Genomic DNA, 22438 nt, shown 5'->3' on the forward strand with positions numbered 1-22438 from the left:
GGTTGGCTTATCCCCCCGAGCCGCATCATGGGTCAAGGGAAGCTGCTCGCGAATGCATATATAAACGCGAGATTCTGTTGATACGATTAATCCATGGCCGCCCAGCTCCGCTCGGTGCAGTTCTCGCTGAGGATCGGTCAACAGGATCTCGACCGGATCCGCGAGGCCGCACTTGTCTCCGGCGAGACAATTGCGCGCTTCGTCCGTGAGGCGGCCCGTGAGCGGTGCATGGCTGTGGAGGCACGACAGCCGGACGACGTCGGAGCTTCGTGTGCCGAGTCACCGGACCAGCTCAGCCGAGTCGAGCGCTTGGTGCTCGCTGCGGTGACGTCGTCCGCCAGTCTCCGCAGCGTTGCGGACGTTGCCAGGGCCGCAAGGGTGTCGTGGTCAGCGGCGCGCCACGCGCTGAACACGCTGTCCGCACGCGGCACGGTGAGAATTCGTGCCTCGGAGCGGGGCCGCCGCAGTGGCGTACGTGAGGTCAGTGTCTGGGAGCCTGCGGTTGCCTCCCCAGATTTCGAGCAGCTGCTTGCTCAGGCCACAGGTGTACGGCTGCCTCCGCCATCGCCGACGCAGGTGCATTCGGGACCCTTGCCGTGCCAATTCTGGTCGCTGTTCTGGAACCACCCAGATCCGTCGTCGCTGCGGCTACCGGACGACGAGGCCTACGTCGCCAACCGGCTGCTCAATGGCCCGTCGGCCGGCGGCGCGCTGTGGGCGTCAGTGCACATTTCCATCGATGCGCTCCGAAACTGCTTGAGGCTGAGATCGACCCAGCCCACGACGCGTGCACTCATAGAGAACACCCTGGCACATCGCTGTCCCGCGTCGCAATGAATCCGCGCGACGAGGAACGCAGTGGCGAGGAACCCGGCGGCGACACCCTCGAGAACTGGTCCGATGTGCTCGATCCGCAGACCCGCGCTTGTTGGCCGATAGTTGCTGCGGCCTCGCCGCCGTCGGGCGTTCTGATGGGCGGAACAGCGTTGGCTGTGCATCTGCGGCACCGGCGCAGCCGAGACCTCGATGTCTTCGTGCATGAAACGTTCGAACCAGAGGCGGTCCTGGACGACCTGCGAACCGCGGCAGAGGTCTCGGCTATGGCACTTGCAGACGGCACGCTCAACTGCGAGGTGGACGGTGTGAAAGTGCAGTTCCTGCATGCGCGTGATCAGAGACAGATCGATCCGCCGGTGCTCATCGAGGAATTGGCCGTTGGATCGGTTCGCGACATCGCAGCAACCAAGTACAAGGTGATCGGCGATCGAGGTGAGCTCCGGGACTATTTCGACCTCATGCGCATCGACGCTGATGCCGGCATTGGTCCGCAAATGGGGCTGCGTCTGTACGCCGAGCGGTACGGAGTCGATCTGGAGCACGTGAGCGTGGCGCACATTGTGAAGGCACTCGGCTCTTTCGACGACGTGGCCGACGACCCATGGCTTGCAGAGGCAGCGCCGGAGGCGAGCTTCACGACAGTCTCGTCCTACTGGCACCAGCGCCAACCGGAACTGGCTGCCTGGCTGGCCACCGCCTTTGATTGACCGGACGGCCGAGCGCCATGCTGAGCGCACCAGCGCGATTGTCCGCATTCTGGACCTCGACACCGACTCGGCTTGGCGAGCGCCGCCGACGGGTCGAGACAACGGCAATCGTCGCTGTCACCGGCCGAGGAGTTGTCTCGCTTCCTCGACGACGCTGTTGACGACGTCGCCTGCGCCCGGCAAGTCGTGGAGCAAGTCGAACCCGGCGCCGGCATAGAGCGGCTGCATCTGGTCGTCATCGGCCGCCACCGCGGCCCGCTGGAGGTCGGCACGTGCCGCTGCCTGCAGCAGGCCAGGCAGCGGCATTCCGCCATGTTCTGCCCAGTGACTGGTGAACTCCGATCTCAGGACCCGGGCCCACTGGCCGGTGAATCCGTCGGTGAGCACGGTCGTGCCGCGTCCCGAAATGAGGCGGTCCTTCCAGAGCTGGCTGGCCTGTGATTCTGTAGTGGCCACGAATCGGGTGCCCATGAGCACGCCCGCAGCGCCGAGCATCGTGGCCGCCGCAAGGCCGCGCCCGTCGACGATGCCGCCGGCTGCCACCACGGGAACTCGGTCGTCGATCGCCTCGACAACCTGGGGGATCAGGGTGAACGTCCCGGTGCCGACGGCCTCCGCAGCGGGGAGCTTGCGGCCGTGGCTGCGGTGCCCGCCTGCTTCGAGACCTTGCGCGATCACCACGTCGCTGCCCTGCGCGACGGCGCTTGTGGCGTCTGCTTCCGTCGCGACCATGGTCACGACCCGAGTGCCGGCCTCGTGGAACCGGTCGACCAGTTCGGGTTCTGGAATGCCGAGGCCCGCAGAGAACACGGGAATGCGTTCCTCGATCATCACTTCGAGCGCTGCGTCGACAAGATCGGGCATGGGCCGCGGGGCTTCGAGTGTTGCCGGCAGGTCGAAGCGGGGGCGGAGTTCGTTGAGAACGCTCTGCACCGAGCGAACCAGGTCAGAGTGCTCCATGACGTCAGGCGGCGTCCGAACGTCGTCGTGGAGCCAGATGTTGACGCCGAACGGCCGCTCCGTGAGCTGTCGCACCTTGCTGATCGCCGAACGCACGGCGTCGGGCCGAAGGTTGAGCGCGGCAAGAATCCCGAGTCCGCCGGCGTTGCTCACCGCCGCGACCAGCTCAGGACCGGCCACACCACCCATGCCTGACTGCAGGACGGGGGCCGTGACACCGATGACGGCTTCGAGCCGTGCGGGATCCCCAGGAGTCAGAATTCCCGCACCCTAGGTGGGTCAGCGTTGGTCCCCATCGGGCTCCGGCGCCGGGGAGAAAGTGCGGCTGTCAGTCAGTATCGGCGCCGAGGCGAGGCGTGAATGCTGTCTTGGGGGTGCCGCCGCCCTTCAGCGCGGCCGTGGCGCGCTCATTGGCCAGGATCTTCGCCAGGATGGCCTTGCCCGCCCGGTCGAAGTACCCCCGGTTCTTGATCACGAACTCGTTCGACTCCTGCATCGATGTGAGCTGCCCGCGCACCGCCGGGATGACGTGGCGAGCTACCAGATCCCAGCTGCGAAACATGGATTCGGGTTCTGCCCAGTCATTGACGAAGCCCATCATCACGCCGAACCCGCCGGTGATCTCCTGCATTCGCAGGATGTTCTCGACAAGGTCGTCCGGCGTGCCGATCACGCCCGCGGCGGTGTCAGGGTTGGCGTAGAAGTCGATGGCCTCCGCAGTGGACGCCAGCGGTTCGAGGCCCGGACGCTGCAGCGTGTCGACGTTGTATTCGTTGTGCCACCGCAGCAGTCCGTGCTCGACATCTCGATGGGCTTGCTCACGGGTGGGCGCCACATGGAAGTTGAACATCACCCGCCAGTTGGCCCGGTCCACAACTTGGTCGTGCTTCTGAGCGGCTTCTTCGGCGAAGCTCCACTGCAGCGGCAGCGATGCCAGACCGTCGGTAGACATCGACCCGATCGACAGCACGCCCATGCCGTACTTGCCCGCAAGGGTCATTCCCGACGGGCTGATCATCGACGCCGTCGTCATCGGTATCTCGTGCTGGTACGGCAGGATCTGCAGCTTGGCGTCGTACATCGAGAACCAGTCGCACTCGTAGGTGAAGCGCTCTCCGCCTGCGAGCAGCCGCTTGATGACCGGGATGGCTTCGTCCTGGCGGTCACGCAGCAGCATGGGATCGATGCCGAGGGTGTGGGCATCCGAGGGCAGCGCGCCCGGTCCGGTGCCGAGCATGGCCCGCCCGAAGCTCATCTGGTCGAGTTGGACGATGCGTTGGGCGACGTTGAAGGGGTGGTGGTAGGGGATCGAGGTGACGCCCGTGCCCAGCTTGATGCGGCTGGTGCGCATGGCGGCACCGGCCAGGAACATCTCGGGCGAGCCGATCGTCTCCCAGCCGGTCGAGTGGTGCTCGCCGCACCAGAACTCGTCGTAGCCCAGCCGGTCGAGGTGGGTGACGAGGTCCAGGTCTCGCTGCAGCTGCAGCGCAGGACTCTCCCCGGGAAGATGATGGGGGGCCAGGAACGCGGCGAATTTCACCCTCGGGACACTACCGAAGCGCTGCGGCGCCGGAACGAGCGATCATGGCTGTATCGCTGGCTGATGCTGCGCCCGCTGCTCGCCGCTCACGGGGAGGTGAGGATGCCTTCGGCTTCCAGATCGTCGATGGCGGCTGCCTCGTATCCGATCTCGGACAGGATCTCTCGGCCGTGCTCGCCAATGCCGGGCGCCGGGCGCCGGATGGTTGCGGGTGTCACGGAGAACTGCTCGGGAGGCGGGATGACCCGGTACGGGCCGGCGACGGGATGTTCGGCAAGCGGGAGTTGTTCGACGAGCTCATCGAGCGAAGCCGCTTCTGTCGCCGGAATGCGGTGTTCTTCGCAGAACGCCACCCACTCTGCGCTCGTGCGCTGAGGGAGAACCGACGCAACGTCGCGGTACAGGCTGTCGCTGTGGACGACGCGGCCCCGCGCCGAACTGAAGCGCTCGTCCTCGGCGAGATCCGGACGGCCTCCGGCCTCGAAGAGTGCGATGTAGTGCGCAGCGTCGTAGGGGAGGATGTTGATCCATCCGTCAGACGTCTTCTGCGGCTTGCGCTCGGGCGTCAGGATGCGGGCGTAGCCGGCTTCTGCAACGGGGGGCTCGGAGATGGCGCCCGAGCCGTGTTCGGTGAGCACGAAGGCCCGCATGACGTCGATCATCGGGATCTCGATGCACTGGCCTTGGCCGGTGAGAGACCGGTGGTACAACGCCGCGACGACGGCGTTGGCGATGGTCAGACCGCAGACCTTGTCGGCGACGAGGCTCGGCAGCAGGCTCGGCTCGGCGCCCATGCGGCGGAAGAGGTCGCCGACGCCGCTGGCGGACTGGATGATGTCGTCATAGGCGGGGGCGTTCGCCTGGTCGCTTGACGACGGGTAGCCGTGTGCCCGGCAGAACACGATGTCGTCTCGGACTTCCCGTACCGCCTCGTAGTGCAAGCCGAGCCGGTGGAGCGGACCGGGGCGGAGGTTCGTGATCATCACGTCGCAGGTCGCGGCGATGTCCAGGAATGCCTGGCGGCCACGCGGATGCTTGAGGTCGACCGCGATGCTGCGCTTGTTGCGCAGCAGATTGAGCGAGATGCCCGAAAACCCCTCGGCAGGACCGGACCCCATTGTGCGATTGCGATCGCCCTTCGCAGGCTCAACAAAGATGACATCGGCGCCGAGATCCCCGAGCGTGCGCGTGGCAGCCGGACCCATCAACACCGACGACAGATCAAGAACTCGGACCCCCGACAGCGGCCCCGCAGAGGTCTCACCTGTGCTCATCTCGCCCCCGATAGGCCATCTTGCCGACGTGCAGAACTATCACGGGTTCAGTCACTCCGGACGAAGAACCATGTCCTGACAAGCGTGAGCTGTCCGTGTACATCGCCACAACCCCGGCGGCGACAGCGCCGCTCGGCTCCGAGCCTTGAGGGTCTTGGATCAGATATAGCGTCGGGATGTGTCTGATGGCCTCGACGAACTCCGGCGTGAGGTTGCCGTTGGGTGTCGGGTTATGGCCTATCGCGGGCTGGTCGAGAACATCTTGGGGCACATCAGCTTGCGGCTCGACGGCAACCGGGCGCTGATGCGGTGCCGTGGGCCCGAGGAAGCGGGGCTTCGGTTCACGACGCCCGACGACGTGCGTGTCATCGATCTCGACTCGGGCGAGATCATCGACGACCCCGGTGGGGACTACAAGTTGCCGAGCGAGTTGCCGATCCACACGTCGGTGCTTGCGGCACATCCCGACGTTGCCTGTGTGGTGCACGCCCATCCGCCCGATGTCGTAGTGGCCAGCCTTGCGGGTTTCGCGCTTGAGCCGATCTTCGGCGCCTACGACATCCCGGCGACTCATCTTGCAGCCGCCGGCATTCCAATGCACCCGCGTTCGGTCCTGATCCGCACCGACGAGCTGGCCGCAGAGATGGTGGCGTCGCTGGGCAGCGCTGCGGCCCTCGCGCTGAAGGGGCACGGCGTGGTGACCATCGGCGCAAACGTCGCCGAGGCGGTGCTGCGGGCGCTGCAGCTCGACACGCTTGCCCGCATTCACCTGCGTGTGCGCTCCGCAGGCACGATTCCTGAGGCGATTCCGAGCGCCGACCTGGCCGAACTGCCGGACCTCGGAGGGGCCTTCAACCGTGAGACGCTGTGGCGGCACCACTTGACGGCCCTGGACCAGGACGGATTTGGGCTGAACTAAGACACGGGGAGGACTTATGGAGATCGACGAGGTCACCGCCGCGGTGCGCCAGGGCCTCATTCCTGCCTACCTGTACAACGACGCCGAAGTGTTCGAGCTGGAACGGGCTCGGCTGTTCGGCCGGTCGTGGAACTTCCTGGCGCACGAATCCGAGATCGCTGAGCCGAACGACTACGTCGTCCGCAACATCTTGGACGATTCGTTCCTGGTGACCCGCGACAGCGACGGGCAGATCCACGTGATGTTCAACATGTGCGTCCACCGGGGCATGCAGGTCTGCCGTGCCGAACGCGGCAGCGCCCGGACATTTCGGTGCCCGTACCACGCATGGACATACCGCAACGACGGCCAACTCGCCGGGCTGCCATTCCACGCCGACGCCTACGGCGGCGATGCGGGCTTCATCAAGGAAGGTCAGGCACTCCTGCCCGCCCCGTCGATCGCAGTTCGCAACGGAATGATCTTCGCCAGCCTCGACCCGAATGCTCCCGATTTCGAGACCTGGCTGGGGGATTTTGCGTTCTATCTCGACTTCTACACCGGCCAGAGCGCGGTGGGGATGGAGTTCCGGGGCCCCCAGCGCTGGCGCATCGAGGCGAACTGGAAGATCGGCGCCGAGAACTTCATGGGCGACAGCTACCACACGCCCCACACCCACGCGAGCGTGGTCGACATAGAACTCTTCGGCGAGCCGAAGCCCTACAAGCGCAAGGAAGGCGTGCTGTGGCACGCGGGACCCGGCGGCGGCACCACCTACAAGCTGCCGGCCGGCAGCGGGTTCAGGACAGGACTGCAGTACGTCGGCTACCCCGACGAGATGATCGACCGCATGGGGGAGAGGTTGAGCGCTCCCCAACGTGCGCTGGCAGGGGAGTCGGGCTTCATGCCGTCGGCAGCGACGCTGTTCCCGAACCTGAGCTTCGTCCACAACTGGCCCCAGACCGACGGCGAGGGGCGGATCACACCGTTCATCTCGGTGCGCCTGTGGCAGCCCGTCGGACCGGCCGAGACCGAGGTGTACTCGTGGTTCTGCGTGGCGGCTGACGCCCCGGACGACTACAAGGCCGCGTCGTACAAGGCGTACTTGATGTGCTTTGGGTCGTCGGGCATGTTCGAGCAGGACGATGTCGAGAACTGGGTGTCGATTACGACGATGGCGCGGGGGTCGATGGCACGAAACCTGCTCCTCAACAACCGCATGGGCCTGACGCTCGACGGCGATCCGATCGTCTCCCAATTCGAGGGCTTCCGTGGCCCAGGCACGGCGTACCAGGGTTTCGGCGAGCACAATCAGCGCCACTGGTTCTCGATGTGGGCCGAACTGGTCTCCCGGCCAGCGCCCGAACGCGAGATGATCGCCTTCGGCATGGGGGAGACGCCCGTATGAGTTCGCAGCGGGCTCGGACTCCGCTGCCATACGGCGACCCGCGGCATCAGGCCGCCGCGCAGTTCCTGGTGGAGGAAGCGCACCTTCTTGACAGCGCCGACTTCGAGGGATGGCTTGAGCTCATGGATCCGCAGATCCGCTACCGGATGCCGGTGCGAGTCACGGCTGTCAAGGCAGCCGACGAGGCCGATCTGCAAACGATGGACCACTTCGACGAGGACTGGTACTCGTTGTCGAAACGAGTGCAGCGCTTTGCGACTGACTACGCATGGACCGAGGACCCACAGAGCCGGATCCGCCACCACATCTCCAATGTCCGGACCTTCGAGGGCGACGAGGAAGAGCTGATCGTGGAATCGGCCGTGCTGCTGTACCGCTCGCGTGGCGACCGGACGGCGCCGAGCTTGCTGTCCGCCGGCCGCACCGACGTTTTGGTGACGACCCCGGACGGGATGCGCCTGCGATCGAGGGACATCCAGATCGACGAATCGGTGCTGCGCACCCAGAACCTGGCCATCTTCCTGTGACGGTCATTCCATGAGCAGGCTGGCCGGCAAACGAGCACTGATCATCGGGGCAGGATCCGGCATCGGCCGGGGCGTTCACGACGCCTTCTTGGCCGAGGGAGCCAGCGTGGGCACGCTGGAGATCGATCCGCTCAAGTGTGAGGCGCTGGCCGAAGCGTCGGCTGGGCCTGTCATTTGCGGCGACGCCACGAGCGCGGACGACAACGACGGCGCCGTGGCGTCGATGCTCGACGCATTCGGGGGCATCGACACGCTGGTGAGCTGCGTCGGGCTGTTCGACTACTACCTCGGGCTGGCCGAGCTTCCCCATGACGCCCTCGACGAAGCGTTCACCGAGGTCATGGATGTCAATGTGCGTTCCATGCTGCTGGCGGTCCGGGTCAGCATCGAGCCCCTGCGAGAGAGCCGAGGGTCGGTGATCCTGACCGGTTCGACCAGCAGCTTCACGCCCGGACGCGGGGGAATCCTGTACGTCGCCAGCAAGTTCGCTGTGCGCGGCCTTGTGCTGTCACTGGCCCATGAGCTGGCACCCGAAATCCGGGTGAACGGTGTCGCCCCTGGCGGCACGCACAGCACTGACTTGCGCGGCCTGCGCTCTCTCGGCCTGTACGACCGATCCCTTGGGCAGGAACCTGACCGAGTCGAGTCCATCCGTCAGCGCAGCCCGCTCGATGTCGCCCTCGGCCCTGCGGACCACGCCGAGAGCTACGTGTTCCTTGCATCCAAAGCATCGCGGGGCATGACCGGTCGCTTCATCCACAGCGACGGCGGCGCCAACCTCCCCTAGCCCGGCCACGAGGGACTCGTCGTCGCCGGCCCTCGAGTAGACCGGGACCTCATGCGACTCGGAGCGGCCTTCGGCAACATCAACATGGGCACCGACTGGGGCGTGATTCGCGGCCTAGTCGGTGAACTCGAGGCGGCCGGCTTCGACGGCATCTCCACCAATGATCATGTGATCGGCGGGCATCCCGAACGTGCCGAGGGGGAGAGGGTCCACACGTCGTCCACCGGTGTCCACGAGCCGCTCGTGTTCCTGAGCTTCATCGCTGCGGTGACCGAACGCGTCGAGCTGGCGACGGGCGTGCTGTTGTTGCCCCAGCGCCAGACCACCCTGGTCGCCAAGCAGTGCGCCGAACTCGATCTGCTCTCGGGGGGCCGGCTGCGGCGCTACTGGACCTCGGAGCATGTCTCCTACCAAGGCCAGTGGCACAGCCTCGACCGTGTCCGGGGCTATGCGCGCGATGCCGGGCGTGATCCTGCCGAGTTGGGCATCGAATGCGCGATCCGGACCCGGCCCGATGACGATCTGGCCAAGTGGGTGGAACTCGCCGAGGCGTACCGCGATCTCGGCGCTACCCATCTCAAGGTCTTCGCAGCAGGCGAGGGGCCAACCGAGATCGTGTTGCTCATGCGCAGGTGGCTCGACACCGTCGGACCGGTGGCGAAGACCGCCTGAGGTCTCAGGCTTCCGGCGTCATCCCCCACACCGCAACTCGGACGGCGTCTTCGAGCTGGGTCACCATTTCGTCGTAGGCGATCCTGTCCGTGACGAGGCGCCGCATGAGGACCTGCCACAGCGAATAGAGGTTGAAGGCCAGCGTGTACTTGGGGACGTCGGGATCGAGCATGCCGTTTGTGCTTGCGTCGTCGAGCAGCGAGGCGAGCCGTTTGGAGAACCAGCCAGTGAATGCATCGGTACCGACACGTCCGGACGTACTCACGTAGGGGAGCTCCTTGAAGAACGACCGAGCCAGCCGCCGATCCGCTTCGTGGTGGTCGGTGACGTGGAGCAGCAGCGTCATGATCTGATCGACCACCTTCGCCGAGCGGTCGACGAGCTCGAACGCTTCGGTCCACGCCTCGACTGCCACGTTGACAAACGCGCTGACCAGCAACTCCTCCTTCGACTCGACGTAGAGATAGAGCGTGCCTGCGCCAATTCCTGCGGCCGTGGCGATCTCGGCGGTGGTGGTGTCCTCGAAGCCCTTCGCTTGGAAGAGGGCGGTGGCAGCGGCGACGATGCGCCGCTGCTTGTCCAGCTTGTTGCGCTGGCGTTTGCCCAATTCGGTGCCGTGGAGGTCGGCGTTCTCGCCGAGAATTGGGTCACCCGTGATCGACATCGCGGTCTAACGCTAGCGACGCTGGTAACGCCGGATTTTCAGTGTCGCCGGACGCATGCGCGAGAGCGCTAGGGGCGTTCTTCCAGGATGAGTTGGCCCACGGCGGTGTTGCTGGCCGGCACGTGATACAGGCGGTGGACGACTGAGGGCGCTGCACTGTCGGCGCGTTCGGCCGGGTCGGCGACTTCAGCACAGTCGGACATGGCTCCACGGGCGATGAGCCACATGACCAGTTCGATGCCCTCAGAACCGGCCTCGCGGACGTAGTCGATGTGGGGCATGCCGGCTAGATCGGCGGGATCGGCGATCAGTCGGTCCATGAATGCCTTGTCCCACGGCTGGTTGATGAGACCGGCGCGAGGCCCTTGGAGCTGGTGACTCATGCCGCCGGTGCCCCAGATCTGAACGTCGAGATCGTTGTCGAAGCTCTCGACGGCACGCCGTATGGCCTGGCCCAGCTGCAAGCAGCGCCGGCCCGAAGGGACCGGGTACTGCACGACATTGACGGCGAGCGGCACGACCGGGCAGGGCCATGCCTGGGGCTGTCCGAACATGATCGACAGCGGGACCGTGAGCCCGTGGTCGACTGTCATCTCGTTCACCAGGGTCAGGTCGAAGTCCTGCTGGATCACGGAGTGTGCAATGTGCGCCGCCAGCTCCGGGTGGCCGTGGACCGTCGGCACGGGTCGGGGTCCCCATCCTTCGTCGGCTGGTTCGTAGCTCGCTGCCAGGCCGAGGGCGAACGTCGGGATCATCTCGAGCCCGAACGCGTTGGCATGGTCGTTGTAGACGAGGATCACGGCGTCGGGCGTGTTCTCCCGGATCCACGCTCGGGCCGGTTGGAACCCCGCAAACAGGGGCTGCCAGTAGGTTTCGCCGGTCTTGCCCCGGTCGATGGCGACGCCAATGGCGGGCACGTGGCTCGTGAAGACACTGGCGGTGATGCGTGCACTCACTGCTGCGCCTCCCACTCGCTCAGGTAGCGGTTGCCGTCGGGAGATCGGCCGCCGGCGAGCATCATCGACTGGTGGCCCTCCGCGTCGTTCTCGGTCATCGAGCTGACGATCTGGACGAATGACAAGCCATCCGTGGCGCCGATCTTTGCCAAGAAATAGATATTGCCGCCGAGGCCGATCAGCCGGTTGAAGTCGCGTTCGAGGACGCCGGCCTTCTGCTCATCGGACATGTTCCATTCATCGACGTAGGCACGCTCGTTGGCACGGAACCGCTCGCGGTTCGCCTCGCTCATCAGCGACATGCAGAACTGGTTGAGCCAGTAACCCTTCCGGGCCTGTTCGGTATCGAAGATGGTGGTGCCGGGCACGTCGAGGTAAGGCTTGTCGAGCGGCATGGTCGTCTCCAGCTGCGCAGCGTCAGCTGGTGGACGGAAAGCGGATCGGGAGGTAGCGGGGGCCGCGGACTTGGCCGCCTGCCCAGGTCACCTCATCGGGCTCGCTCACCTCGAAGTCCCCGATGCGCTCGAACCAGGTGCGCAGCGCAATGTCCATCTCGAGGCGGGCCAGGTTCGAGCCCGCGCAGCGATGGATGCCTGCGCCGAACGCGATGTGGCGATTGTGGGGACGATCCAGGATGACCTCGTCGGGACGTTCGAACATCTCGGGATCTCGGTTGGCGCCGGGAAAGTTCAACAGCACCTTGCTGCCCATTGGGATCGTGACGTCGCCGATCTCCACGTCCACCTCAGCACGACGGCCCATGGTCACCGGGGAATAGAAGCGCAGCAGTTCCTCGATCGCCGAGGGCCAAAGTTCGGGTTCAGCCGCCATGCGCTCACGGTCGGCGGGATGGGTGCCGAAGTGCCACAGCGACGCGCCGATCGAGCTCCACGTGGTGTCGATACCGGCGATCAGCTGGAGGTTGAGCATGCCGACCACGACCAGCGGATCGACCGGGTTGCCGTCGGCGTCGGTGCCCCCCAGCAGGTCGCTCACGAAGCCGTCGTCCGGGTTTTCCAACTTGTCGGCAACGACCTCCTTGAAGAAGTCTCGGATGACGTCGCGGTACTCCGCCCGCAATTCGGGCTTGGTCAGCCCCAGCTCGAGCACGCATCGCACCCAGTAGGTGAACTCCTCCACCCGGCTCTCGTCGATGCCCAGCAAGTGAGCGATCACCCGAGGTGGGATCTGCTGCGCGTATTCGCCTGCGCCGTCGACCGTGCCGCGCTCGATGAACTCATCAATCAGGCGGTCAGCGAGTTCTTGGGTGTACTGGCGGTGCCCTTCGACCGCCTTGGGGGAGAAGTGCGGCAGCAGCAGCCGGCGAGTCCAGCCATGCATCGGCGGATCGACCGAGATCGGAGCGCTGACGGTGCCGTACGGCAGGGAGTCGGTGGCGTCGGAGGGCGCCGCAGCTATCGGCACCACCAGCACGTCCCGGCTCGACAACTCGGGGACCATCTTGGCGAGGGCTTGGACATCGTCGTATTTGGTGGGCAAGTAGGAGCCGCCCCACCGCTCGCTGTGGGCGATGGGGCATTGGCTACGCAGCTCCTCCCACACCGGCGCCGGATCGGTCACGTATCCCGGGTCGAAGATGTCGTAGTCGGTGTCCCAATCGTCAACAGGTGCCGTGTCGGTCATCGAGCGTTCCTTTGCGGTTAGGGCGGGTCAGTTCGTGAAGAGATCGCCAGAGCGCGTACGTCGGACTGAAGGGTTCAGCGTAGGAGGTGCGTTCATGCCCCCGAGAATTCAGCGGTCCCGCCTAAATCGCCGGTCCTGGCTCGCAGATCTTGGCATTGGCTTGACGTGACGTCACCGACTCGCATCCTCGAGAAATCGACGAGCGGCGGCGAGGGCGACTGTTGTCGCCAGGTGGAGCGCTTCTGGCGTCGTGGCCCGCTCAGGTGTGTCGTGGGCGGTGTGAAAGAGCGTGAACGGTCCGAGGAACGACAGCACCGAAGCTCCGGCTTCCTGCCACGTGCCGCCTTCGCCCGGCCAGGGAGGCTCGACGTCGCGCAGGGTCCAGTTGGCACCTGCCGCCATTTCGGCGATATCGGCCCTGCAGCGTCCCGTAGCCGTCGTCAGTGCGATTCGCGTCGAAGCGAGCTCGAGCGCTCCCGAGACGCCGGGCTCAACTGCGCCCGCGCCGATCGAAGCGCCGAAGTGGACGGCGGGCATGCCTCGCACATCGCGCTGAGCGAGATGATGGCGAAGGCCGATGTGGTCGATCTCGTGCCCGCTGCACGCCGCGAAGTGCACGGAGTACTCGCTTGACAGCTCCACGGCCACAGCGAGGGCGGCTGCGAGCCCGGTGCCCCGCTCGCCGGCAGCGGGCGTCCATCCAGTCAGCGGGGTCGTGACGGCGGTCACCGACGAATCCGCTGACCCGAATGTGGCAAGCACGTTTGTGCTCGTCGCCGGCTCGATCGAAGCATCAAACCGGAGGCGCAGCTGAGCCTTGCCGAGCCGATCGAACCAGTTGCCGGGCACGATCACGCCTGGCACACCGAGCATCTTGGTCGGGAAGCGATTGCACTGCACCGGCAGATCGTCGGGCCCGTCGACGGCGATGACGGCAGCTCGTGAGTCCAGGCCGCGCAGCCGCTCCTCGAATGCCGGGGCCGAGCCTGCGACGCCGGCGCCAAACCTGACCACCTGCACGTCGTCGGTTTCGAAGCTGCCGATCGCGCTGTAGTAGAGCGGAACCGACGGCACCGCTGCGCCGTCGGCAAGCAGCTCTGCGCCCACGTCGAAACGGTCAAAGGCGAAGGGTTCGAGAGTCGCCGTTCCGCCGATCTCAGAGATCAGATTTGTGAGCCAGTCGGCTGTGGAGCGATCTGCATCTGTGCCTGTCAGGTGCGCGCCGAAACCCGCATAGTCGACGACGATCTGGTACAGCCAGTCCGGCCGGCACAGCGACACGGGGCCAGCGGGAGGTGTCGTTGTGCTCATGTGCACTCGCTTGCGTGATGACTCGACTGTGGGTGACAGTATGTGTCGCGAGCCTCGGAGGGGGAGTTACGTGCGTGTCGATGCGGTAAAGGCGAACGAATATGACCGCATACGAGTAGAGCCGCTCACCGGTTCGATCGGTGCCGAGATCGCCAACGTTGACCTGCGGGAACTTGACGACGAGCTGATGGCCGAACTGCAGGACGCGTGGTTGGCCCACAAGGTGCTGTTCTTTCGCGATCAGCACCTCAGCCAGGCCGAGCATGTGGCATATGGGCGGGCCCTTGGCGATCTGGAGATTCACCCCTTCGCCCCCTACGTCGACGATCACCCCGAGATCCTCGTGCTCGAGTCGACCGCCGAGAATTTCTATGCCGCCGAGACCTGGCACTCCGATGTGACGTTCCGGGAGAGTCCCCCGCTCGGCTCTGTCCTGATGGGTCGCATCGTCCCGTCATATGGCGGTGACACCTGCTTTGCGAACATGGAACTGGCCTACGAGCGGCTGCCGGATGACGTCAAGGAACAGATCGACGGCCGATTTGCGATCCACTCCTACGTCAAGGCGTTCGGACGTCACATGAGCGAACGCAAGCGCGCCGAGGCCGCGGAGCAGTACCCGGACCAGAAGCACCCGGTCGTGCGCACGCACCCCGTCACGGGTCGCCAGAGCCTGTACGTCAACCGCATTTTCACGCTCACCATCGACGGGATGACCCCCGATGAGAGCCGCTCGCTTCGGCAGCGCCTGTACGACGAGGCGAGCAGACCCGAGTACCAATGCCGGTTCCGGTGGCGGCCGGAGTCAATCGCCCAGTGGGACAACCGCTGCACTCAGCACTACGCCGTCCCCGACCACGGCGGCATGCACCGCCGAATGGAGCGGGTGACCCTCATCGGCGACCGGCCTTTCTGACCGGCGAAACGCTCCCTCGGCCTCCGCGAGAGGCCTGTGCGAGGATGATTGCGCCGGCCGGCGCGTCAAAGCGCGCACGCAGGGGGAGTTGACTCATGCGGTTCGGGTTCTTGAGCGAGGGAACGACACCGCGGGGGATGACGCATCATCACCGGCTGCACGAGGTCATCCGCGAGGCGGAGCTCTGCGAGGAGATGGGGTGGGACTTCTGGGGAACCTCTGAGCAGCACTTTGCCCCTGGTGCCACGATCGCTGCGCCCGAGACGCTCTATGGCGCAGTCGCGATGCGCACGAGCCGGATCAAGCTCCGATTCATGTCGATCCTGATGCTGAAGTTCAACCACCCGATCAAGGTGGCGAATCACTTGGCGACAGTCGACATCCTGTCTCACGGTCGGGTCGAGCTGTGTACGGCCCGCTCCAACAACGTGAAGACGCTGGATCCGTTCGAGGTCGACCCTTCCGACACCCGGGCGCAGTGGCGTGAAGGCCTCGAAGTGACAGTGAAGGCGCTCACGGAGTTCCCGATGGAGCACCACGGCGAGTTTTACAACATCCCGCCGATCGAGGTGACCCCGCGGCTCTACCGCGAGGAGCTCTTTCCGATCTGGGTGGTCACCATCAGTCCCGAGACACACACGATTGCGGGAAACATGGGCCTGGGCGCCATCACCAATGACTCGTATCTTGGCTGGGACCACCTCGGGGAGTTGATTGGGCTGTACCGCGACGCCTGCAAGACGCCCGAACCGATAGCGCAGTACCCGGTCAACACGTCGCTCTGCTTCTGCCCTCTCACGAGTCATTGCGCTGCAACTCGGGAAGCGGCCGTCGAGGAATCCCGCCACGACGTGATCAGGTTCTTCCGCAGCACCTATGACATGTACGACCAGCTTGACCAGCGGTCGGGCTTCGAGGGCATCAACGAGATCCGCAAGATGAAGGAACACGAGAACGATCCGCTCGCCCTTGGAGAGTTCACCCCAACGATCATGATCGGCACGCCTGACGACCTTGTCGAGCGAATCAAGCGTCTCGAGGCGATGGGAGTCGACGAGATCGTCTTGCGCATCGACGATCTCGGCGTCTCAGCGCACCTGAAGGCGATCGAGCTCATCGGCAAGTACGTGATTCCGGAGTTCCGAGGGCCCAACGCCGTCAGACGGCAATCGATGTGGGGCGACTACGGGGTGGAGAAGCCTCGGTTCCTGATCTGATGGTCGTGGGAACATGACGAGACCAAGAATCTCATCCGATCACAAGGGGGAATGATCCATGGCTGGCAAGGTCATACGTTCAGAGGCACTCATCGAGGCCCATCCGGTTCCTGAGCTCATCCGATCGGGGGCTTTCTCCGTAGCGGTGCGAGCCGGACCGTCCATCTACATCTCGGGTTCCATCGCGAACGACTTGAGCAAGGGAATGGGCGGGCAGACCGAGGAGATCTTCGACTACATGAGCCTCGCGCTGAGCGAGGAAGGCTTCTCGATGGCCGATGTCGTCAAGTTGCAGGCGTTCATCACCGACATCGAGCAGTACGGCGAGTACAGCGCAGCTCGGAAGAAGTACTTCCCGAGCGACCCGCCCGCAAGCACGACCGTGATCGCCGGGATCGTCATTCCCGGAGCGCTCATCGAGATCGAAGTGGTCGCTTACAAGGAGTAGTTGTCGCCAGCCCCGAGGCGACCGGCGGCGCTCGGCCGGCTACGCGTCGGCGCGTCGCAAGATGTGCTCGACAATCTGGGGCCCGTGGGTGAACTGCAGGAAGTGGCCGGCGTCGGGCAGCACGTCGATCGGTGCGTTCATTCGTTCAGCCCACGTGCGACCCCACTCCTCGGTGAAGCCGTCGTCCTCAGCGCCCCAGACAAAGTGGGTGGCCTTGTTCCAGCCAAGCAGCACCCGGTAGTGCAGGGTCTGCCCGGCGCCGTTACCGCTGTCGTAGTCGCCGACGGGGATGGACAGCGGGAACCAGCGGGCACCGTTGAATCCTTCCTCGGGAAGGCCACGGAACGGCGCTGAGAATCCAGCGAACCTCAGTGCAGCTTCGCCGTCGAGATCCGGTTCGACGCCGGCTTTGATCGCGGGAACCACGTCGCGCGAGCGGACCATGCGGCCTGCCAGCAGGGGCACGAGCCCGATGCTCGGGCGCGGGTGCGCATACCGGCCACCGGGACCCCAGGCGTCGATCCACCGCAGGAAGCTCTCGTCGTATTCGAACTCGGGGTGATGGAGCCAGGTGTTCATGATGACGAGCCGGCTGAATCGCTCGGGCATCATCGCCGCCTGGGCGAGGCCGATCGGGCCGCCCCAGTCCTGGCAGACCACGGTGATGTCTGAGAGATCGAGGCCGCAGATGAGTGAGGTCAGGACCTCGGTGTGTCGGGCGATCGAGTACCAGTTCGGATCGGTCGGCTTGTCGCTTCGGCCGAAGCCGAGGTGATCGGGAGCGATGCAGCGGTACCCGGCGTCGACGAGGCCCGGGATCATCGTCCGGTAGAGGTACGCCCACGTCGGCATGCCGTGCAGCAGCAGCATGACGGGTGCGTCCCGAGGTCCCTCATCGATGTAGTGGACGCGCAAGTCTTTCCACTGGTGGTACCGGGGCTCGTAGTCCCAGTCGCTGAGTGCGTCGAAGTGCGCTTCGTCGGTGCGAACGAATTCAGTCACGGTCATCCCCCGGGGGCCTGTCGGAGCCAGCGAATGATGCCAGCTTCGGCTGCGGGTCAGCGCAGGTCGAGCGCCATTCGCTGTTCCATCGGGACGCCGTGGCTGTGGGGGATGGGCGCGATTGTCTGTGCTAGTGCCTCGAACCCGAATGCCTCGTAGAACTTGACCGCTGGGTTGTCGGACAGCACGTCGAGGTGGACCGCCCGGTACCCCTCGTCTGTGGCGCGTTCGATGGCGTCCTTCATCAGTGCAGCGCCGATCCCTTGGCCGTGCCGGTCGGGCCGGACCGACAGCGCATGGACGTAGTAGGCGCTTGAGGGGATGACGACGTTGAGGTAACTGGCGAGGTAAGAGCGCCGCCCAAGCTCTGCGAACTCGGCGGGGGTGAACACGCCGTCGTCGAGGATCGGCTGCCACAGCGGTCGCAGGGTCTTCTTGCGACGGTCGAACTCGGGACCCGAAAAACCGATCTCGATGCCCAACAGATCGTCGCCGTCGATTGCGAGCCTGGTCTCGTCGAAGGCGTAAAGCGTGCCTTCGGCGAGCCATGAGTCGCCCACCAGACGGTCGAACGCCGCGCGGGGGCCGAATTGGTAGTCGTACGTCGAAGGCCCGGTGGCATAGGCCAGCTCCACTACCTCGTCGGTGAGCTGTGCAGCCCGGTCGCGGTCGACAGTGACGATCTCCATCGCTACCCCCAAAGGTCGCTAACGGTCCTCGCTCAGCGACGCTACTCCGATGAGATTTCCGTATCGTCCCGAGAGTCGGAAGTGGAGGGAGGGATGAGAGAGAAACTCGGTCATGGTGAGAGGGTCAGCGGTCGGGCCTGGATATGACTCAGGGCGTGACGGGCTTGTCACAGGGGGGCCTTAGCGTCGCAGCCCACGGGGCTACACGGATGTAGTTTGGCGACAGGAGTCGGGGCTCGGCGATGAGGGGTACCCAGTTGACGTTGACGAGCGAGGCACTGCCGCCTCCGGCGTGGGTGCCGGACCCAGACGGCGAGCACGGCGAGGTATTCACGCGCCGGTGGGTGGTGGACCTCATCTTGGATTTGGTCGGCTACCGGCCCGAGGCTGACCTCGGTGCCTCCACCATCGTGGAACCGGCGTGTGGCTGCGGGGCCTTCCTGCTTCCCATCATCGAGCGGCTGTCCGAATCCTGCGCAATGCATGGACGAGTGCTCGCTGATCTCGACGACGCAGTCCAGGGCTTCGACCTATTGGCGCACAACGCCGAACACACGCGTAAGACCGTCGCCGCCAAGCTCTTGGAACTCGGTGAGTCGTTAAGCACTGCCGAGCACCTAGCCCAAAGCTGGGTCACGACGGGCGACTTCCTGCTCACCGATCATGGGGACGATGTCGCTGACTTCGTAGTCGGCAATCCGCCCTATGTCCGGCTGGAACAGATACCGGACGACGTCAGCGACGCTTACCGGTCCGAGTGCTCGACAATGCGGGGCCGAGCAGACCTGTTCGTCGGATTCTTCGAGAAGGGCTTGGCGCTACTGGCGCCAGGCGGGCGGCTCGGGTTCATCTGTGCCGATCGTTGGATGCGCAACCAATACGGCGCCCGATTGCGCCAGCTCGTCGGCGACCGGTACGCACTTGAAGCGCTCATCGAGATGCACGACGCCGACGCATTCGAAGCCTCGGTGTCTTCCTACCCAGCCATCACCGTTCTGCGCAATGCGCCGCAAGGACGGGTAAAGCTCGTCGAGGCCCGTCCTTCATTTGACGAAGCGGCAAGCCGCCGTCTTGCACCCTGGCTTCGCTCAGAAGCAGACGAGGAGCCGGCCGACGCTTCTTTCGAGGTCGCGGAGCTGAAGGGATGGCTCACAGGCGGCGATCACTGGCCGACAGGTTCGCCGTACGTCCTCGAACTATTGGCCGACCTCGAATCCCGATTCCCTCCGCTCGAAGATCCGCGGACCGGTACGCGAGTCGGAATCGGCATCGCGACCGGCTGCGATGAGGTCTACATCTCTGACGCCCCGCAGGGCATCGAGGACGATCGGCTGCTGCCTCTCGTGACTGCCGGCGACATCGCCAGCGGGCAACCGAAGTGGGGCGGCCGCTACTTGATCAACCCATGGGAAGACGGCCGGCTCGTAGACCTCGCCGAGTTCCCCCGTCTTGCTGCGTACTTTCGAGTCCACGAGTCACGGGTACGCCGCCGGCATGTTGCGAGGCGTCGGCCGAGCACTTGGTACAGGACAATCGACCGTGTGACCCCTGGTCTGCGGGAACGACCCAAGCTGCTGATTCCGGACATCAAGTCGGCTGCTCATCCGGTGCTCGACGAGGGGCACTACTACCCCCACCACAACCTTTACTTCGTCGTCTCGGACGTCTGGGACCTCGAAGTACTCGGCGGCCTCTTGCTGTCCGATATCGCAAACCTGTTCGTCGGGGCCTACTGCGTCAAGATGCGAGGTGGGACGTATCGCTTCCAAGCGCAATACCTGCGCAAGATCCGAGTTCCGCACCTGTCGTCAATCAGCGCAGACGACAAGAGCCGGTTGAGGCGGGCTTTCAGGACGCGCGACCGAGCGGCGGCAACCGCGGTGGCGCAGTGCATCTACGGTGTAACGCTGCCCGCAGAGCGGGTCGCGGCTTGACGCCGCCCGCCACGCAGCGCCGACCCGACAGGGATCTCAATGGCCCAACCGCAGAAGCTTGACCGCTTCGATGCATTCATTCCAAGGGAGCCGTTCGTCAATCCGTGGCGGCGCGACGGAAGCTACGCGCCCGACTTCGAATTGCTCTCACTCCTGCTCAGAGAAGCGGTCGGCACATAACAGAGCTCTGGCATCGTGGCGGGCGCCACAGATGTGTGGGCCGCAGAAGAACTCCGTCGAGCTGGCCTCGACGCCAGATTCCGCGAATCCTTCCACGTGATGTACGTGAGTTCGTCGAGCGAGGCCTAACCCGCAGCCTCCGTTCGCAGGTAGAAGGCCGATACAACACGCAGGGGGCACGGCGAGCGCTGCCTGCTGAGGCCCGCGTGATGGGCCGCCTATCTCAAGCAGGGTGATGTGGTCATCGCGTCATGGGCGGCGGGCGTCGAGGTGCTGATTTCGACCAAGACGATGCTGTCGAGTTACGCCAAGAACCTGCGGAACCGGTTCGAAGAGGGATACGGCGACGCAAAAAACCTTCGAGGTCGCCATCCACTGTCCTCACTCGGGTTCCTCTCCGTCGCAGGCGCCGACATTCCGGACCAAGAACTTGACTTCGCGATCGACATGCTCCGAAAGCTCACGTCAGGGCCCGATGTTTCCGACTGTTGCTGCTTGCTGCTCTTCGGAGTGGCGGACAAGGCCGAGATCACGGAGTCGGGTGCAGCAGAGCGATCGATCGCCGACGAAGCACCTCGGGAGCCGAACACAGAGGTCGAGCTCGTGCACGACAGGACGCCGGAGGATCTCTCGGCTGGTGCGTTCTTTCGGCGACTCGTCTCCAAAGCGCTCACCCATATGCCGGTAAGCGTGTACACGCAGGTGCGTGAGCGCCAAGCTACAGCGACCCATTGAACGTTCGGGCTCTCAAGTCAGAGGTCGTTCAGTCCTCCTAGAAAGATGGACTCGGGCTACGACACCGCAGAAACAAGCCCCTCGTGGCCGACGTGCATTTCGGGCTAGCGGACTCGTCGGCGCAGCAGGCACATCAAGGGTTACGACACGACTGGAGGAGTAGCGTCGTTGCGGATCGCTCGTTGTGCGAGCCGAAGATTCCGAGACGTGTTTCCATGAGCATGACCGCTACTCGTTCGCTCCGCAGGACCCCGGCCACAGCCGGGCTCGAGCCCATCCTCGGGGCGCTTCGTGACGACGGTGGCGTGATTGTCGAGGGGATGTTCGGGGCCGAGCCCATCGCCCAGATGCGTGCCGCTGCCGACGCGTTTGCCCGAGGTGTCGAGCCGGGAGGTGCGACACAGGGACTCGGCGAGGACGGCAAGCGGTTCGTTGGGGCGAACACGATCCGCTTTTCGAGCTTGGCCCGGCTGTCGCCGGCGTTCTTCGACATTCTCGACAACGAGCTGTATGCAGCGATTGCCGATGCGATGCTGCTGCCGGTCTGCGGCTCGTACTGGCTGAACACCGCGCAGGTGATGTACATCGGGCCGGGGGAGCCGGAGCAGATGCTGCACCGCGACGCCAACAACTGGTGGGCGTTCGTCAAGGCGACATGGCCAAATTCGCCGGAGGTCACGGTCAGCGCCATGATCGGGCTGGATGAGGTCACCGAGGAACTCGGCGCAACCCGGGTGGTGCCGGGCAGCCATCGTCAGTCCGAACTTGCTCGCTATGAGGAGCGCCCCTCGGTGCCGGCTGAGCTTGGGCCGGGGGACGCCCTCGTCTACTCGGGCTATGTGCTGCACGGGGGCGGCGCCAATCTCGCTGCGGATCAGTGGCGCAGGGCGATGCACGTCAGCTTCGTAGCTGGCTGGCTGACCCCTGAAGAAGCCAGCCCGTTGGACTTCAGCCTCGGCGAGCTGTCCGGGTGCAGCGAGCGCGTCCAACGGCTGCTCGGGCACCGCTCCTACGACCCTCGCCCGTACAACGGGGGTGGCCTGTGGCTGCGTCACGTCCGCGAGATGCAGGACGTGGTGACCCAGGACGGCAACCCAGCCTGAGCCGACCGTCCTCGGGCGACACGTGAGCC

The 22438-nt window shown here is 65.0% G+C and carries 23 protein-coding genes; 13 read left to right on the forward strand and 10 right to left on the reverse strand.

Features of this window, described 5'->3' with window-relative positions; translation table 11 throughout:
- The first annotated feature begins 93 nt into the window (after nucleotides 1-93).
- A complete protein-coding gene (locus tag ACOOHB_RS03710) occupies nucleotides 94-837 on the forward strand; it encodes a hypothetical protein (protein ID WP_420443465.1) in 744 nt (247 codons plus the stop codon).
- Entirely contained in the window at nucleotides 834-1544 is a 711-nt protein-coding gene (locus ACOOHB_RS03715; protein WP_420443466.1) for a nucleotidyl transferase AbiEii/AbiGii toxin family protein, read from the forward strand. Before ACOOHB_RS03710 ends, ACOOHB_RS03715 begins: the two co-directional genes overlap by 4 nt.
- A gap of 117 nt (nucleotides 1545-1661) precedes the next feature.
- Here ACOOHB_RS03715 and ACOOHB_RS03720 read toward each other — a convergent pair whose 3' ends face one another.
- The 3 genes from ACOOHB_RS03720 to ACOOHB_RS03730 all read right to left on the reverse strand — a co-directional run bounded on the left by ACOOHB_RS03720 (nucleotide 1662) and on the right by ACOOHB_RS03730 (nucleotide 5318).
- A complete protein-coding gene (locus ACOOHB_RS03720; RefSeq protein WP_420444652.1) occupies nucleotides 1662-2765 on the reverse strand; it encodes an NAD(P)H-dependent flavin oxidoreductase in 1104 nt (367 codons plus the stop codon).
- 67 nt (nucleotides 2766-2832) lie between these two features.
- On the reverse strand, nucleotides 2833-4044 hold the full coding sequence (locus ACOOHB_RS03725; RefSeq protein WP_420443467.1) for an LLM class flavin-dependent oxidoreductase: 1212 nt from the start codon (nucleotides 4042-4044) through the stop codon (nucleotides 2833-2835).
- 86 nt (nucleotides 4045-4130) lie between these two features.
- Nucleotides 4131-5318 carry a CaiB/BaiF CoA transferase family protein gene (locus ACOOHB_RS03730; protein ID WP_420443468.1) on the reverse strand — a complete coding sequence of 396 codons (1188 nt, stop codon included), beginning with the start codon at nucleotides 5316-5318 and terminating at the stop codon, nucleotides 4131-4133.
- Between the two features lie 178 nt (nucleotides 5319-5496).
- Here ACOOHB_RS03730 and ACOOHB_RS03735 point away from each other — a divergent pair, with 178 nt between their 5' ends.
- Genes ACOOHB_RS03735 through ACOOHB_RS03755 form a run of 5 tightly spaced genes read left to right on the forward strand, consistent with a single transcriptional unit; the run spans nucleotide 5497 to nucleotide 9610 of the window.
- Complete coding sequence (locus ACOOHB_RS03735) at nucleotides 5497-6237, forward strand: class II aldolase/adducin family protein (RefSeq protein WP_420443469.1); 741 nt, start codon at nucleotides 5497-5499, stop codon at nucleotides 6235-6237.
- A gap of 16 nt (nucleotides 6238-6253) precedes the next feature.
- A complete protein-coding gene (locus tag ACOOHB_RS03740) occupies nucleotides 6254-7624 on the forward strand; it encodes an aromatic ring-hydroxylating oxygenase subunit alpha (protein WP_420443470.1) in 1371 nt (456 codons plus the stop codon).
- A complete protein-coding gene (locus tag ACOOHB_RS03745) occupies nucleotides 7621-8151 on the forward strand; it encodes a 3-phenylpropionate/cinnamic acid dioxygenase subunit beta (RefSeq protein ID WP_420443471.1) in 531 nt (176 codons plus the stop codon). The genes ACOOHB_RS03740 and ACOOHB_RS03745 overlap by 4 nt, the downstream gene beginning before the upstream one ends.
- Nucleotides 8152-8161: 10 nt before the next feature.
- The gene (locus tag ACOOHB_RS03750; protein WP_420443472.1) at nucleotides 8162-8938 is read left to right on the forward strand and encodes an SDR family oxidoreductase; all 777 of its coding nucleotides are present in this window, start codon (nucleotides 8162-8164) and stop codon (nucleotides 8936-8938) included.
- A gap of 51 nt (nucleotides 8939-8989) precedes the next feature.
- The gene (locus ACOOHB_RS03755) at nucleotides 8990-9610 is read left to right on the forward strand and encodes an LLM class flavin-dependent oxidoreductase (RefSeq protein WP_420443473.1); all 621 of its coding nucleotides are present in this window, start codon (nucleotides 8990-8992) and stop codon (nucleotides 9608-9610) included.
- 4 nt (nucleotides 9611-9614) lie between these two features.
- On the opposite strand, the gene ACOOHB_RS03760 is transcribed toward ACOOHB_RS03755, so the two are convergent.
- From ACOOHB_RS03760 to ACOOHB_RS03780, 5 genes are all read right to left on the reverse strand, one after another.
- Nucleotides 9615-10274: a TetR/AcrR family transcriptional regulator gene (locus tag ACOOHB_RS03760; RefSeq protein ID WP_420443474.1), complete on the reverse strand. Its 660-nt coding sequence runs from the start codon at nucleotides 10272-10274 to the stop codon at nucleotides 9615-9617.
- A 68-nt stretch (nucleotides 10275-10342) separates the two neighbouring features.
- The gene (locus tag ACOOHB_RS03765) at nucleotides 10343-11230 is read right to left on the reverse strand and encodes a class III extradiol dioxygenase subunit beta (RefSeq protein WP_420443475.1); all 888 of its coding nucleotides are present in this window, start codon (nucleotides 11228-11230) and stop codon (nucleotides 10343-10345) included.
- Nucleotides 11227-11625: a protocatechuate 4,5-dioxygenase subunit alpha gene (gene ligA, locus ACOOHB_RS03770; RefSeq protein WP_420443476.1), complete on the reverse strand. Its 399-nt coding sequence runs from the start codon at nucleotides 11623-11625 to the stop codon at nucleotides 11227-11229. Before ligA ends, ACOOHB_RS03765 begins: the two co-directional genes overlap by 4 nt.
- 22 nt (nucleotides 11626-11647) lie before the next feature.
- A complete protein-coding gene (locus ACOOHB_RS03775; RefSeq protein WP_420443477.1) occupies nucleotides 11648-12874 on the reverse strand; it encodes a cytochrome P450 in 1227 nt (408 codons plus the stop codon).
- 171 nt (nucleotides 12875-13045) lie between these two features.
- On the reverse strand, nucleotides 13046-14185 hold the full coding sequence (locus ACOOHB_RS03780; RefSeq protein WP_420443478.1) for a hypothetical protein: 1140 nt from the start codon (nucleotides 14183-14185) through the stop codon (nucleotides 13046-13048).
- 70 nt (nucleotides 14186-14255) lie between these two features.
- Here ACOOHB_RS03780 and ACOOHB_RS03785 point away from each other — a divergent pair, with 70 nt between their 5' ends.
- The 3 genes from ACOOHB_RS03785 (at nucleotide 14256) to ACOOHB_RS03795 (ending at nucleotide 16766) form a co-directional block, all read left to right on the forward strand.
- A complete protein-coding gene (locus ACOOHB_RS03785; RefSeq protein ID WP_420443479.1) occupies nucleotides 14256-15101 on the forward strand; it encodes a TauD/TfdA dioxygenase family protein in 846 nt (281 codons plus the stop codon).
- 95 nt (nucleotides 15102-15196) lie between these two features.
- Nucleotides 15197-16318 carry an LLM class flavin-dependent oxidoreductase gene (locus ACOOHB_RS03790; RefSeq protein WP_420443480.1) on the forward strand — a complete coding sequence of 374 codons (1122 nt, stop codon included), beginning with the start codon at nucleotides 15197-15199 and terminating at the stop codon, nucleotides 16316-16318.
- A 58-nt stretch (nucleotides 16319-16376) separates the two neighbouring features.
- Entirely contained in the window at nucleotides 16377-16766 is a 390-nt protein-coding gene (locus ACOOHB_RS03795) for a RidA family protein (RefSeq protein ID WP_420443481.1), read from the forward strand.
- 39 nt (nucleotides 16767-16805) lie between these two features.
- Here the strand turns inward: ACOOHB_RS03795 and ACOOHB_RS03800 are convergent, their stop codons facing one another.
- Both ACOOHB_RS03800 and ACOOHB_RS03805 read right to left on the reverse strand, forming a co-directional pair.
- Nucleotides 16806-17768, reverse strand: coding sequence for an alpha/beta fold hydrolase (locus ACOOHB_RS03800; protein ID WP_420443482.1), 963 nt, complete (start codon nucleotides 17766-17768; stop codon nucleotides 16806-16808).
- 56 nt (nucleotides 17769-17824) lie between these two features.
- Nucleotides 17825-18457, reverse strand: a complete 633-nt coding sequence (locus ACOOHB_RS03805) for a GNAT family N-acetyltransferase (protein ID WP_420443483.1) — start codon at nucleotides 18455-18457, stop codon at nucleotides 17825-17827.
- 257 nt (nucleotides 18458-18714) lie between these two features.
- Here ACOOHB_RS03805 and ACOOHB_RS03810 point away from each other — a divergent pair, with 257 nt between their 5' ends.
- From ACOOHB_RS03810 to ACOOHB_RS03820, 3 genes are all read left to right on the forward strand, one after another.
- A complete protein-coding gene (locus tag ACOOHB_RS03810; protein ID WP_420443484.1) occupies nucleotides 18715-20391 on the forward strand; it encodes an Eco57I restriction-modification methylase domain-containing protein in 1677 nt (558 codons plus the stop codon).
- Nucleotides 20392-20808: 417 nt separating this feature from the next.
- Complete coding sequence (locus ACOOHB_RS03815; protein ID WP_420443485.1) at nucleotides 20809-21306, forward strand: hypothetical protein; 498 nt, start codon at nucleotides 20809-20811, stop codon at nucleotides 21304-21306.
- A gap of 215 nt (nucleotides 21307-21521) precedes the next feature.
- A complete protein-coding gene (locus ACOOHB_RS03820) occupies nucleotides 21522-22409 on the forward strand; it encodes a phytanoyl-CoA dioxygenase family protein (protein ID WP_420443486.1) in 888 nt (295 codons plus the stop codon).
- The last annotated feature ends 29 nt before the right edge of the window (nucleotides 22410-22438 follow it).

The organism is Candidatus Poriferisodalis sp. (assembly GCF_965215815.1).
In the GTDB taxonomy this organism is placed as follows: Bacteria; Actinomycetota; Acidimicrobiia; order Acidimicrobiales; family Poriferisodalaceae; genus Poriferisodalis.

What these genes read in the sequence shown, in the direction of transcription:
- ACOOHB_RS03710 (WP_420443465.1), top strand. Translation starts at nt 94, where the DNA reads ATGGCCGCCCAGCTCCGCTCGGTGCAGTTCTCGCTGAGGATCGGTCAA.
- ACOOHB_RS03715 (WP_420443466.1), top strand. Translation starts at nt 834, where the DNA reads ATGAATCCGCGCGACGAGGAACGCAGTGGCGAGGAACCCGGCGGCGAC.
- ACOOHB_RS03730 (WP_420443468.1), bottom strand. Translation starts at nt 5,318, where the DNA reads ATGAGCACAGGTGAGACCTCTGCGGGGCCGCTGTCGGGGGTCCGAGTT.
- ACOOHB_RS03740 (WP_420443470.1), top strand. Translation starts at nt 6,254, where the DNA reads ATGGAGATCGACGAGGTCACCGCCGCGGTGCGCCAGGGCCTCATTCCT.
- ACOOHB_RS03745 (WP_420443471.1), top strand. Translation starts at nt 7,621, where the DNA reads ATGAGTTCGCAGCGGGCTCGGACTCCGCTGCCATACGGCGACCCGCGG.
- ACOOHB_RS03750 (WP_420443472.1), top strand. Translation starts at nt 8,162, where the DNA reads ATGAGCAGGCTGGCCGGCAAACGAGCACTGATCATCGGGGCAGGATCC.
- ACOOHB_RS03755 (WP_420443473.1), top strand. Translation starts at nt 8,990, where the DNA reads ATGCGACTCGGAGCGGCCTTCGGCAACATCAACATGGGCACCGACTGG.
- ACOOHB_RS03760 (WP_420443474.1), bottom strand. Translation starts at nt 10,274, where the DNA reads ATGTCGATCACGGGTGACCCAATTCTCGGCGAGAACGCCGACCTCCAC.
- ligA (WP_420443476.1), bottom strand. Translation starts at nt 11,625, where the DNA reads ATGCCGCTCGACAAGCCTTACCTCGACGTGCCCGGCACCACCATCTTC.
- ACOOHB_RS03775 (WP_420443477.1), bottom strand. Translation starts at nt 12,874, where the DNA reads ATGACCGACACGGCACCTGTTGACGATTGGGACACCGACTACGACATC.
- ACOOHB_RS03780 (WP_420443478.1), bottom strand. Translation starts at nt 14,185, where the DNA reads ATGAGCACAACGACACCTCCCGCTGGCCCCGTGTCGCTGTGCCGGCCG.
- ACOOHB_RS03790 (WP_420443480.1), top strand. Translation starts at nt 15,197, where the DNA reads ATGCGGTTCGGGTTCTTGAGCGAGGGAACGACACCGCGGGGGATGACG.
- ACOOHB_RS03795 (WP_420443481.1), top strand. Translation starts at nt 16,377, where the DNA reads ATGGCTGGCAAGGTCATACGTTCAGAGGCACTCATCGAGGCCCATCCG.
- ACOOHB_RS03805 (WP_420443483.1), bottom strand. Translation starts at nt 18,457, where the DNA reads ATGGAGATCGTCACTGTCGACCGCGACCGGGCTGCACAGCTCACCGAC.
- ACOOHB_RS03820 (WP_420443486.1), top strand. Translation starts at nt 21,522, where the DNA reads ATGAGCATGACCGCTACTCGTTCGCTCCGCAGGACCCCGGCCACAGCC.